Source organism: Tistrella sp., assembly GCF_002684955.1.
Lineage (GTDB): Bacteria > Pseudomonadota > Alphaproteobacteria > Tistrellales > Tistrellaceae > Tistrella > Tistrella mobilis.
Genome location: NZ_NYWI01000023.1, coordinates 39,879 through 52,703 on the forward strand (window position 1 = coordinate 39,879; position 12,825 = coordinate 52,703).

A 12,825-nucleotide genomic window follows, 5' to 3' on the forward strand; every position below is an offset into this window, starting at 1 on the left:
GTCAGGCGTCGCCACTTGCCCGCATCAACAACCCGTTATGCACCCGGCCGGAGGTCGCGGCCCCCGTTTCCCGCATGAAGCCCTCGCGCTTCACCACGGCGCTGCCTTCGGTGGCGAGGCGCGGGTGGTCGCGGCGGAGCAGGCGGCCGGTCGGGGGTTGGGCGGTGGGGTTGGCGGCGTCGGCGAGCGCGCGGACGAAGCTGCGCCACCAGCGGCTGACGTCGTTGGCAGAGAGCACCGCCATCATCGCCTCCCAGCGCTCGCGGCGTTCTTCAAGGCTCATGGTCAGGCCCTGATGCATGCGCCGGGCGGTCTCGTCATGATCGAGCGGGTTGACGATCAGGGCGGCGTCCAGTTCCTGGGCGGCACCTGCGAAGCGCGACAGCATCAGCACGCCCGGATCTTCGGGGTTCTGGGCTGCGACATATTCCTTCGCAACCAGGTTCATGCCGTCATGCAGCGGTGTCACCACCGCCATCCGGGCCATGCGCAGCACGCCTGCCAGCGTTTCGCGCGGGATGCCGCGATTGATGTAGCGCAGCGGCGTCCAGTCGGGTTCCGAGAAGCGGCCGTTGATCCGGCCGCTGATCTCTTCCAGCTCGCGCCGGATCGCGACATACTCCGGCAGCTTGCTGCGCGATTGCGAGGCGATCTGCACGAAAGCCATCCGGCGGCGCAGATCCGGCTGCAGCTCCAGCAGGCGTTCATAGGCCAGCATCCGGTGCGGCAGGCCCTTGGTATAGCCCAGCCGGTCGACGCCCAGCATCAGCGCGCCGCGCCCCGTCCCGCGGGCGAGCTTCAGGCAGTAATCGCTGTCGGCATGACGTTCAGCCGTCAGGGCGAAGGCGGCCGGATCGATCGAGATCGGGAAGACCGAGGCCCGGAAATGGCGGCCGAAGGCCTCCATCCGGCCGTCCATCGAGACGCTGCCCCCCGCCTCCCAGCGGATATAGTCCTGGAAGGCCCGCAGGTCCGAGGCGGTCTGGAAGCCGATCAGATCGGCATGGGCCAGCCCCTCGACCAGGGCGCGGTGTTCGGGCAGGGCCGCGAAGGCGTCCGCGGCCGGAAAGGGCGTGTGCAGGAAGAAGCCGATCGGGTTGCGCAGGCCCCGGCGCCTGAGGTCTTCGGCCGCCGGCAGCAGGTGATAATCGTGGATCCAGATCATGTCGTCGGGGTGCAGCAGCGGCAGCAGCCGGTCGACGAACTGGCGGTTCACCGATCGATAGGCGGTGTAGCGGTCGGCATCGTGGTGCATCAGATGGGGGGCGCTGTGCAGCACCGGCCACAGCGCCTCGTTCGCATAGCCGTTGTAATAGCCGCGATGATCGGCGGGCGTCAGGTCGACGGTGGCGATACGGTAGCCGCCGGGCTGCATCTCGGGTCCGTGCAGGGCCGGCGTCTCCGACAACTGGCCGCTCCAGCCGAACCACAGGCCGGCGGTTTCGCTCAGGGCCTCGCGGACGGCCACGGCCAGTCCGCCGCTCGCCCCCGCATCCTCGGTGGTCCGCGGATCTGCGCGGGCCACGCGGTTGGAAATCACCACAAGTCGCTTCAAGATCCGTCCCTCCAGGCTCCGACGGGGGCCGGCCCTGGCCGGCGCCGTCGTCGCGACATTCATTCATCGCGATAACCCGCAGAGGAGGGGTTAGGTTCCGGGGCCGCCGGCTCCCTCGCCCGCCGGCTCGTCCATCACCGCAAGCCCGGCCAGCCAGCGGCGGAAACCGGGCGCATCGGGCACCGTCCAGCGTGCGGCGCTGGCGGGCGGAGCCCCATGTCCCGCGCCGATTTGGGGGCCCACCCGGATGGAATGGCCGCCCATGGCATTGACCATGGCGAAGCCGTCCTCGTCGGTGACGTCGTCGCCCGCGAAGACCGGCACCCGGCCGCGAAACGGCGCCGCCGCCATGAAGGCGCGGATGGCGGTGCCCTTGTCGGCGCCCGCCATTCTGAGTTCCACCACCATCTTGCCCGGCATCACCCGCATCTCGGGCCGGGTGGTCGCGGCCAGCCGGCGGGCCAGCGCCAGCGCGCCGGCCCCCGCGGCCGGGGCCGCCCGGTAATGCAGGGCGAACCCGTGGGATTTCCGCTCCAGAAGCACGCCCGGATGGGCGGCGGCGAAAGCGGCGAGCGGTGCTTCCAGCGCAGCGAACCCCTCGGGCTGCGGCAGCGGCGGCCGGCCGCGCCATTCCAGCCCGTGCTGGCCGGCAGCGGCCGGACGGGCAGGGTGGAACAGCTGCTCCAACTCCGCCAGCGGCCGGCCGCTGACCAGGGCCAGCGCGCCACCGAACCGGGCCGCCAGGCGGTCGAGCAGCGCCGGCAGCCCGGGTTCCACCACCACCGCATCGGGGGTGGGGGCGATGTCGACCAGGCAGCCATCCACATCCAGAAACAGCGCCCAGTCGGGCCGGGGTTCGGGCAGCCGCAGCCCCGCCACGGTCACTGGCCCGGGCCGGTCGACTTGCCGTTGCCGCCCGGCTGCCTGCCGGGGGTGAAGGGCGCCGAGGCCTGGGCCGTGCCCGAACCGGTGGTTCCGGGCGCACCGCCGCCGACCTCGGTGCCGAAACCGCCCGACGATCCGGCGGCAGCACCGCCGGTGGCGGAGCCGTTCTCTTCCATCCGCCGGCGGAAGCGGCGCAGATCGTCCATCAGCTGGCGCTTGGGGTGGCGCGGCATCAGCCACTGGCCGATCCGGCCCAGCAGCCCCGCCGGCACCTCGTAGCGCAGCGTCACCGCCACCTCGGTGCGGTTGCGGCCGTCGCCGGTTTCGGTATCGGGGATGAATTCGACCATGCCGGCATTCTGGAAATCGGCCTCTTCGGTCGTGCTCCAGGCGATGCGGCGGTCGGGAATGTCCTGGGTGATGCGCGACACGAAGCCGATGCTCTCGCCCGCCGGGCCGTCGATGATCCAGCGCGAGGTGGTGTCGTCGATCTCGCGGATGCTGTGGACATGAGAGAGGATGCGCGACAGATGCTCCAGGTCGCGCCATTCGCGATACAGCTCCGCGGCCGGGCGGTCGATGGTCACCGAGGCATGGATTTCAGAGGTGTTGCGGCCGTTCACCTCCTGCTCGCCCCTGGTGTCGATGCCGAGACGTTCATAGAGCATGCAGCGGCCCTGCAGACCCCGATGGATCAGCAGCCCGCCGGCCGCCATCGACAAAAGACCGCCGGCATGGCCTGGATGGTCGGACTTCAGGCCGTGGCGCACCAGACAGGCGCCGAGGAACAGCGAGGCGAGCTGTTCTGCGGGATGCACATTCGGGGTGTGGTGGCCGTGATCGGTATGGGTCGCCATGGGGGAAGGCTCCTTGGAGTAAACCGGTGAGGTCGTCCCGCACAACCCCGGACCGGCGGGAGGGTTCCCGGCAGGAAGAGGCAGCCGCAACCCGGCCCGCCTGAACCGGCCCGCCTGAACCGCGACATGGGCGGCAGGATGGGGAACCAGGACGCCCCGCGGGTGTTGAGCCAGCAGACGGCCCATCGATGCCCGAGGACGCCTGGTGATGCACACATCCGACGACACCCCCACGGACCGCACCCGCCGCCTGGAGAAGATCGCCCACCGCATCTGGGTGGAGGAAGGCCGGCCCCATGGCCGCGATCGCGCGCATTGGGCGGCCGCGGAAGCCGAGCTTGAGGCGCTGGAGGCGGCCAACCGGCGGCGTCTGGCGGCTGCGAAGACGGCGGAGACGAAGGCGGTCGGAGCCGGAACGCGCCGCACCAAGGGCGGCACCGATGCCGCACCGACGCCGACCGTCGACGGGCCGAAGAAAGCGGGCACGAAACCGGCCACCCGTTCCCGCACCCGGCGGCCGGCGGGGGATGCATGAACGCGCAGCCCTCTCGCACCCCCTGGCATCCGCGGATCCTGATGGTGCCCGCCGCAACCGCCCGCGAGGGTGCGGCGCTGGCGGCCGCCGCCGCCCATGCCCGTGATCTGGGCTTCGATCATCTGCTGCTGGCGGGCCCGGCCGAGCCGGCGCGGATCGAGGCCGCCTGCCGCAGCGCCACCGATCACGGCATCCGGCTGCTGGTCGATCTGCTGCCCGAACCCGACCCGGCGCGCGAAGCGCGGGCGGGCCGCGATCCGCGCCGGCAGGCTCTGATCCCTGAAAATGACCAGGGCGAAGCGACGCTGGCCGGGCTGGTCGATGCCGCCATGGCGGCGGGCGTCGCCGGCTTCCGCGCGCCCCTGCCCCAGGCGGTGACGCCCGAGATCTGGGCGCGGCTCCGTGCCCGCGCCGCCGAGTGCCGGCTGCTGCTCTGGACCCATGGGCTGACGGCGGAGCGGATCGACGCGCTCGCCGCCTGCGGCTTCGATGCCGCGGTCGCATCAGATGCCTGGTGGGATCTGGCGGCACCCTGGATGCTGGACGAGATCGCGCGGCTGTCGCGCATCGGCAGCGTGCTGGCCTGTCCGGAAGTGCCCTTCGGGCCGCGCCTGCCCGAGATCCTGGGCGGGCCCGAGGCGGCAGAGGCGGCCGGGCGGCGCAGCCTGAAACTTGCCCCCTTCCTGTTCGACGGGATCGTGGTTCAGGCCGGGTTCGACTGGGGCGCACCGGATCCGCTGCGCCCGGATACCGTGGCCCCCGCCCGGCCGGAACGGCCGGCCTATGACCTCTCCCCCGCGCTCAGGGTCGCCAATGCCGGTTTCGAGCGGATGGCGCAGGCCGGCCGGCCGAAGCTCGACATTCTGACCGGCCAGAGCGGCCCGGTACTCGCCTTCCGGGCCGGCGACGACCGGCTGGTGGTGGCCTCCCGCGTGCTGGACGCCCCCCTCCGCCTCGATCCGCAGCCGCTGCTGGCCCGCGGCCCGGACATGGCCGCGCGGCGGCTGGTCGATCACCCGCCGGGCACGCCGCTGGATCTGGCGCCGGGCGGGGTGGCGGTTCTGGAGATCGCGGCGGCCCCGCCTGTGCGCGGGCCCGAGGCCGGGCCGGCCGAGGCGGCGGCCAGGCTGCCGCGGATCGCGATCGAGGCCGTCTCCCCCCTGCTGGATGACGGCCGGTTCGCCATCCGCCGCCGGCTGGGCAGCACGCTTGAGATCGAGGCCGACATCTTCGCCGACGGCCATGACGTCATCAAAGCCGTGCTCAGGCTGCGCGCCGAGGACGAGACCGAGTGGCGCGAGGTGCCGATGACCCCGGTGGTCAACGACCGCTGGCGCGGCCGGGTGCCGCTGGACCGGCTGGGCCGGCACCGGTTCGAGATCATGGCCTGGCGCGATGCCTGGGGGTCCTATCGTGCGGATCTGGCCAAAAAGCAGGCGGCCGGCGTGGTGCGGCCGGTGGATCTGGCCGATGGTCTGGCCCTGCTCCGGGCCCATGGCATCGACGACATCGTGCAGGAGGTGGAGCAGGCCTGCGATGATGCGGCGAAGGTCCGCCGCCTGCTCGACGACGAGACCCGGGGCGCCATGGCGCTGGTCGACCCGCGCCCCTTCGCCAGTGCCACGCCGCGGGATTATCCGGTCGATGTCGAGCGGCTGCGGGCCGGGTTTGCCGCCTGGTACGAGCTGTTCCCGCGCTCGGAAACCGACGACCCCGGCCGCCACGGCCGGTTCGAAGACGTGATCCGCCGCCTGCCCGAGATCCGGGCGATGGGCTTCGACGTGCTTTACATGCCGCCGATCCACCCGATCGGCCGCACCAACCGCAAGGGTCGCAACAATGCCCTGACGGCGGGTCTGGACGATCCCGGCAGCCCCTATGCCATCGGCAGCGAGGCGGGCGGCCATGACGCGATCCATCCCGAACTGGGCACGCTGGAGGATTTCCGCGCCCTGGTCGCCGCCGCGGCCGATCAGGGCATGGAGCTGGCGCTGGATTTCGCCATCCAGTGCTCCCCCGATCATCCCTGGCTGAAAGACCATCCCGACTGGTTCGCCTGGCGATCCGACGGCTCGATGCGTTATGCCGAAAACCCGCCCAAGCGCTATGAAGACATCGTCAATGTCGACTTCTATGCCGAGGGCGCGGTGCCGGATCTGTGGCAGGCGCTGAGAGACGTGGTGGCCTTCTGGGTGGCGGAGGGCGTCCGGCTGTTCCGGGTCGACAACCCCCACACCAAGCCGTTTCCGTTCTGGGAATGGCTGATCGCCGACATCCGCCGCGACCATCCCGACACCGTGTTCCTGGCCGAGGCCTTCACCCGGCCCAAGGTCATGTACCGGCTGGCGAAGCTCGGATTCGCGCAGTCCTATACCTATTTCACCTGGCGCGACGACAAGGCCGGGCTGACCGACTATTTCATCGAACTCAGCACGCCGCCGGCGGTGGAGTTCTTCGGGCCGCATGTCTTCGTCAACACCCCCGACATCAACCCTTATTTCCTGCAGACCTCCGGCCGGCCGGGCTTTCTGATCCGCGCCTGCCTCGCCACCATGCTCTCAAGCCTCTGGGGGATGTATGCGGGTTTCGAGCTGTGCGAGGGCGCGCCCCTGCCGGGGCGCGAGGAGTATCTCGACAGCGAGAAATACGAGATCCGGCCCCGCGACTGGAACCGGCCGGGGCATATCCGCGCCGAGATCGCCCTGCTCAACCGCATCCGCGCCGCACATCCGGCCCTGCATCAGAACCGTGGCCTCGCCTTCCACACCGCCTGGAACGATCAGGTGCTGCTGTTCAGCAAGGCGACCGATCAGGGCGACGACATCGTTCTGGTGGCGGTGAGCCTGGACCCGCACGCCGCCCAGGAGGCGGCGATCGAGCTGCCGCTGGAGCGCTGGGGTCTGCCCGAGGATGCCCACGTCGTCATGGATGATCTGGTCACCGGCCAGCGATCCACCTGGACCGGCCGGCATCACCGGCTGCGCCTGGACCCCGCCCACCTTCCCTTCGCCATCTGGCGGGTGCTGCCGCCGGTGAGAGGTTGAGCCACATGCCTGCACCCACGACGCCCGTCTCATCCCCAACCGTCTCGTCGCCCGCCGGCGCGCAAGGCCGGATCATCCGTGGCGCCGATCCTGCACCGGGCGATCCGCTCTGGTACAAGGACGCCGTCATCTACCAGCTGCATGTGAAGTCGTTTCAGGACGGCAATGACGACGGCATCGGCGATTTTCCCGGGCTGATCTCGCGGCTGGACTATATTGCGGCACTTGGCGTCGACACGATCTGGCTGCTGCCCTTCTACCCCTCGCCCTTGCGCGACGACGGCTACGACATCGCCGATTATCGCGACGTCAACCGCGCCTATGGCACGCTTGGTGACTTCAAGCGCTTCCTGGCCGAGGCCCATGCCCGGGGCCTGCGGGTGATCACCGAACTGGTGATCAACCACACCTCCGACGCCCATCCCTGGTTCCAGCGTGCCCGCCGCGCCAGGCGCGGCTCGGCGCAGCGCGATTTCTATGTCTGGTCGGATGACGACCGGAAATATCCCGAAACCCGGATCATCTTCCTCGACACCGAAAAGTCGAACTGGACCTGGGATCCGGTGGCCGGGGCCTATTACTGGCACCGCTTTTATTCCCACCAGCCCGACCTGAATTTCGACAACCCGCGCGTGCTGGACGCGGTGCTGAAGGTGATGCGCTTCTGGCTCGACATGGGGGTGGACGGGCTCCGGCTCGACGCCGTGCCCTATCTGATCGAGCGCGAGGGCACCAACAACGAAAACCTGCCCGAGACCCACGACGTTCTGAAGAAGATCCGCGCCCATCTGGACGAACATTACAGCGACCGGATGCTGCTGGCCGAAGCCAATCAATGGCCGGAAGACACCCAGGAATATTTCGGCGCCGGCGACGAATGCCACATGGCGTTTCATTTCCCGCTGATGCCGCGAATGTATATGAGCATCGCGCAGGAAGACCGCTTCCCGATCACCGACATCATGCGCCAGACGCCGGACATTCCGGAAAACTGCCAATGGGCCATCTTCCTGCGCAATCACGACGAACTGACGCTGGAGATGGTCACCGAAACCGAGCGCACCTTCCTGTGGGAGACCTATGCCTCGGACCGGCGGGCGCGAATCAATCTGGGCATCCGCCGGCGCCTGGCACCGCTTCTGGATCGCGACCGGCGGCGGATCGAGCTGATGCACAGCCTGCTGCTGACCATGCCCGGCACGCCGGTGCTGTATTACGGCGACGAAATCGGCATGGGCGACAATGTCCATCTGGGTGATCGCGACGGGGTGCGTACCCCCATGCAATGGTCGCCCGACCGCAATGGCGGCTTCTCGCGCGCCGACCCCGAACAGCTGATCCTGCCGGCGATCATGAGCCCGCTTTACGGCCATGCGGCGGTGAATGTCGAAACCCAGAGCCGCGACCCGCATTCGCTGCTGCACTGGACCCGGCGCATGCTTCAGGTCCGCCGCCGCTTCCGCGCATTCGGCCGGGGACGGCTGGATTTCCTGTTCCCGGGCAACCGCCGGGTGCTGGCCTATCTGCGCGCCGACGACAGCGATACGGTGCTGTGCGTGGCCAATCTGTCGCGCACCGCCCAGGCGGTGGAGCTGGACCTGTCGCGTTTCGAAGGCCGGGTGCCGATGGAACTGGTCGGCGGTGCCGCCTTTCCGCCGATCGGCCAGCTGCCCTATCTGCTGACCCTGCCGCCCTATGGCTTCTACGCCTTTGCGCTGGAACCGGAAGGCCGGGCGCCGGTCTGGCACCTGCCGGCGCCGGAGCCCCTGCCCGAGCATGAAACCTTCGTGCTGCGCCGGGGGCTGGCGCAGCTGCTGGAAGCCCCCCATCGCGACCGGCTGTCGAAGACGGTGCTGCCGGCCTGGCTGGCCATGCGCCGCTGGTTTGCGGGCGGCCGGGATGCGGCGGCGACCGCGCGGCTGGATTTCGCCGACCCGTTGCCCGGCACCGATGGCGAGATCCTGCTGACCGGCATCGCGGTCGCCCGCGACGACGGCACCGAGGATCATTACGCCCTGCCGCTGGGCATTCTGTGGGAGGCGGACCGCCCGGACACCCCCGCCCTGCCGGTACGGCTGGCGCTGGCCCGGGTGCGGCAGACCGCGCGGGTGGGGCTGCTGACCGACGGTTTTGCGCTGGAAGGCTTCGGCCGGGCGCTGATGCGGGCGCTGGCCGATGGCGGCACGGAGGCGCGCCCGGGCGCGCGGCTGGCGCTGCGGCCCGGATCGGCCGAGGCGGTGGCGGTTGCAGAGGCCATGCCCCCCGGCGCCGAGGTGCGCTGGATGGCGGCGGAGCAGACCAACAGCTCGGTCATCGTGGGCGATACCGCGGTGATCAAGCTGATCCGCCGCATCCAGCCCGGCATCAACCCCGAGGTCGAGATGGCCCGCCATCTGACCGAAGCCGGCTATGCCGGGGTGGCGGAATTCCTGGGCGAACTCGTGTGGGAGGGCCAGGTTGGGGAGGGCTCCGCAGAAACCGCCAGCCTGGCGGTGATCCAGCGCTTCATCCGCAATCAGGGCGATGGCTGGCACTGGACCGGCGACCAGCTGGCCCGGGCGCTGGACGCGCTGCACCATCACGACCACGAGCGGCTGGAGGATGCGACGGCGACGATCCGCGCGCTGACCCGCACCATCGGCCGGCGGCTGAAGGAGCTGCACGAGGTGCTGGCACGGCCGTCGGAGGACGTGAATTTCGCGCCGGAAATAGCCGATCCGGCTATTATCGCCGCCTGGAATAGCCGAATCGGCCAGGCGCTGGAAACGGCCTTCGATATTCTGGCCGATCATGCCGCCGCGGGGGAGGACACCCCCCTCTCCCGGGCAGCGCGGCGCGTGCTGACCCGGCGCCGGGGGCTGGCCGCAGCCGTGGCTGCACTGGCCGAGGCGGGGACCGGTGCGATGCTCACCCGCATCCATGGCGATTTCCATCTGGGCCAGCTGCTGGTGTCGACCGGCGATGTGACCCTGATCGATTTCGAGGGCGAGCCGACCCGGCCGCTGGCGCTGCGCCGGGCCAAGGACAGCCCCTGGCGGGATGTGGCCGGGCTGCTGCGCTCGATCGATTACGTGACCGCCATGCCACATCCGACGGCCCCGGCATCGGATACCGGCGCGGGGCTGGAGCCCGACGATCCCGCCCACTGGCTGCTGCGGCTGCGCGGCGACATGGAGCGTGCCTTCCTGGCCGGCTATGCCGGCGACGAGGCCACCACCGCAGCGCCCGATCTGCCGGCGCTGCTGAAACTGTTCCTGATCGAGAAGGCGGCCTACGAGGTCGCCTACGAGGCCCGGTTGCGGCCCGACTGGCTGCTGCTGCCGGCGGCCGGTCTTGCCCGCCTGGCCGAACGACTGGTACCGGAGATCGACGATGTCGCACCCGACGCATGAACCGGCCGGCCCCCCCGGCCTGGACCGGGGGGCGATCGAGGCCCTGGCCGAGGCCCGCCATGGCGACCCCTTCGCGGTGCTGGGGCCGGGGCCCAGCCTGGAGCCGGGCCGGCGCCGGCTGGTGGTGATCCGCCCCGATGCCGACGAGGTGGGCGCGGTGGCGCAACAGGATGGCCGGCCGCTGGGCGTGCTGGCCCGGGTGCATCCGGCCGGGATCTTCGCCGGCACGATCGAGGATGCCCCCTACCGGCTGGTGGTGACCACCGGCCAGGGCACGGAGACGGTGGAAGATCCCTATCGCTTCGGCCCGATCCTGACCGACGAGGATCTGCGCCTGATCCGCGCCGGCCACCATCCCGATCTGCCGGGGGTGCTGGGCGCGCGGGTGACGGAGGTGGACGGTGTCACCGGCACCGTCTTCGCGGTCTGGGCGCCCAATGCCGACCGCGTCTCGGTGACCGGCGATTTCAACGGCTGGGACGGCCGCCGCCACCCGATGCGGCTGCGTCACGCCGCCGGCGTGTGGGAGCTGTTCCTGCCCGGCATCGGCCCGGGCCGGGCCTATCGCTACGAGATCCGCACGCGCGGCGGCACCGTGCTGCACAAGGCCGACCCGATGGCCCAGGCGACGGAAATGCCGCCCGGCACCGCCAGCATCGTGCCCGACCCGACCCCCTTCCCCTGGACCGACGGCAGCTGGATGGCGCGGCGCGCCACCACCGATCTGCTGAAGATGCCGGTTTCGGTCTACGAGGTGCATGCCGCATCCTGGTTCCGCGATGCCGCCCACCCGCAGCTGGACTGGGACGGGCTGGCCGACCGGCTGATCCCCTATGTCCGGGCGCTGGGCTTCACCCATGTCGAACTGCTGCCGGTGATGGAACATCCCTTCGGCGGGTCGTGGGGCTATCAGCCGCTGGGGCTGTTCGCCCCCAGCGCCCGCTTCGGCCGGCCGCGCGGCTTCGCGCGGTTCGTGGACCGCTGCCATGCCGCCGGGATCGGGGTGATCCTGGACTGGGTGCCGGCGCATTTCCCGATGGACCCTCACGGCCTGTTCCGCTTCGACGGCACGGCACTTTACGAGCATGAAGACCCGCGCGAGGGCATTCATCGCGACTGGAACACCGCCATCTACAATCACGGCCGCGACGAGGTGACGGGCTTCCTGATCGCGAGCGCGCTCTATTGGCTGGAACACTATCATGTCGACGCGCTGCGGGTGGATGCCGTGGCCTCGATGCTCTATCGCGACTACAGCCGCGAGCCCGGCGACTGGGTGCCCAACATCCATGGCGGCCGCGAGAACCTTGAGACGGTGGCTTTTCTGCGCCGGATGAACCAGGTGATCGAGGCGCGCGTGCCCGGCGCCATGACCATCGCCGAGGAATCCACCGCCTGGCCGGGGGTGACGGCGCCGGTCGCGGCCGGAGGATCGGAGACCGCGCTGGGCTTCACGCTCAAATGGAATATGGGCTGGATGCATGACAGCCTGAAATATATGGGCGAAGACCCGATCAACCGGCGCTGGCATCACGGCACCATGACCTTCAGCCTGGTCTATGCCTGGTCGGAACGCTATGTGCTGCCGCTGTCGCATGACGAGGTGGTCCATGGCAAGGGCTCGCTGCTTGGCCGCATGCCGGGGGATGACTGGCAGAAACGCGCCAATCTCAGGGCCTATCTCGCCTTTATGTGGGGCCATCCCGGCCGCAAGCTGATCTTTGCCGGCGGCGAGCTGGGCAATCCGCGCGAATGGGACCATGACGGCTCCACCCCCTGGGAGCTGCTCGACGATCCCGGCCATCAGGGCATCCAGGCGCTGGTCGCGGATCTGAACCGGCTCTACGCCCGCGAGCCGGCCCTGCACACCCGCGACGACGACCCGGGCGGCTTTCAGTGGGTGGTGGGCGACGATGCCGCCAACAGCGTCTTCGCCTGGATCCGCCGCACGGGGGAAGAGGCGATCGACCCCGCCACCCCGTCCTCTGGCATGCTTGTGGTCGCCAATCTGACCCCGGTCCCGCGCGAGGCCTATCGTATCGGGGTTCCGGCCCCCGGCATCTGGCACGAGGTGCTGAACACCGACGCCACCGCCTATGGCGGTTCGGGCCTGGGCAATGGCGGCCGGGCGCTGGCGGTGGAAACCCCGGCGCATGGCCGGCCCGCCTCTCTCACCCTCACCCTGCCACCGCTCGCGACCCTGATGCTGCGACAGGGGCGGTAGAGCGATGCCGGAACCCGCCTGGTCGCCGCCGCCGCTGTCCGGCTCCGCCACTGGCCGTGGCCGCACCGCCCCCCGTCACAGCCACCGTCCGTCACCGCCGTTACCCCTGCCCGCGCCGTCCGACCACCACCGCTGTCCGGCACCGCCGTCGACCCTGCCCGCACCGCCCGACCACCACCGCCCCTGTCCGGCTCCGCCGTTGACCGTGGCCGCACCGCCCTACCACCGCCGCCACTGTCCGGCTCCGACGTCGACCGTCTCTGCACAAAAGAAACACCGTCATCCCCGCGAAGGCGGGGATCCAGGTAGGCCTCTACAGGAATGATCGATGAC

General features: G+C 70.2%; 7 protein-coding genes. 4 read left to right on the forward strand and 3 right to left on the reverse strand.

The window, feature by feature from the left end; all coding sequences use genetic code 11:
- Position 1: 1 nt before the first annotated feature.
- The 3 genes from CMO28_RS06305 to CMO28_RS06315 form a co-directional block, all read right to left on the reverse strand.
- Positions 2–1,555: an alpha,alpha-trehalose-phosphate synthase (UDP-forming) gene (locus tag CMO28_RS06305; protein ID WP_296711243.1), complete on the reverse strand. Its 1,554-nt coding sequence runs from the start codon at positions 1,553–1,555 to the stop codon at positions 2–4.
- A 90-nt stretch (positions 1,556–1,645) separates the two neighbouring features.
- Positions 1,646–2,434 (reverse strand): trehalose-phosphatase, encoded by a 789-nt coding sequence (otsB, locus tag CMO28_RS06310; protein WP_296711247.1) that lies wholly within the window; start codon positions 2,432–2,434, stop codon positions 1,646–1,648.
- A gap of 2 nt (positions 2,435–2,436) precedes the next feature.
- Positions 2,437–3,297 carry an SRPBCC family protein gene (locus CMO28_RS06315; RefSeq protein WP_296711250.1) on the reverse strand — a complete coding sequence of 287 codons (861 nt, stop codon included), beginning with the start codon at positions 3,295–3,297 and terminating at the stop codon, positions 2,437–2,439.
- A gap of 208 nt (positions 3,298–3,505) precedes the next feature.
- On the opposite strand from CMO28_RS06315, the gene CMO28_RS06320 reads away from it, so the two are divergent.
- The 4 genes from CMO28_RS06320 to glgB are packed head-to-tail and all read left to right on the forward strand — an operon-like array spanning position 3,506 to position 12,492.
- On the forward strand, positions 3,506–3,832 hold the full coding sequence (locus CMO28_RS06320) for a DUF2934 domain-containing protein (protein WP_296711253.1): 327 nt from the start codon (positions 3,506–3,508) through the stop codon (positions 3,830–3,832).
- Positions 3,829–6,876, forward strand: a complete 3,048-nt coding sequence (locus CMO28_RS06325; protein WP_296711256.1) for an alpha-1,4-glucan--maltose-1-phosphate maltosyltransferase — start codon at positions 3,829–3,831, stop codon at positions 6,874–6,876. The genes CMO28_RS06320 and CMO28_RS06325 overlap by 4 nt, the downstream gene beginning before the upstream one ends.
- A gap of 5 nt (positions 6,877–6,881) precedes the next feature.
- Positions 6,882–10,268: a maltose alpha-D-glucosyltransferase gene (gene treS, locus CMO28_RS06330; RefSeq protein WP_296711259.1), complete on the forward strand. Its 3,387-nt coding sequence runs from the start codon at positions 6,882–6,884 to the stop codon at positions 10,266–10,268.
- The gene (gene glgB, locus CMO28_RS06335) at positions 10,249–12,492 is read left to right on the forward strand and encodes a 1,4-alpha-glucan branching protein GlgB (protein ID WP_296711261.1); all 2,244 of its coding nucleotides are present in this window, start codon (positions 10,249–10,251) and stop codon (positions 12,490–12,492) included. Before treS ends, glgB begins: the two co-directional genes overlap by 20 nt.
- Positions 12,493–12,825: the final 333 nt, after the last annotated feature.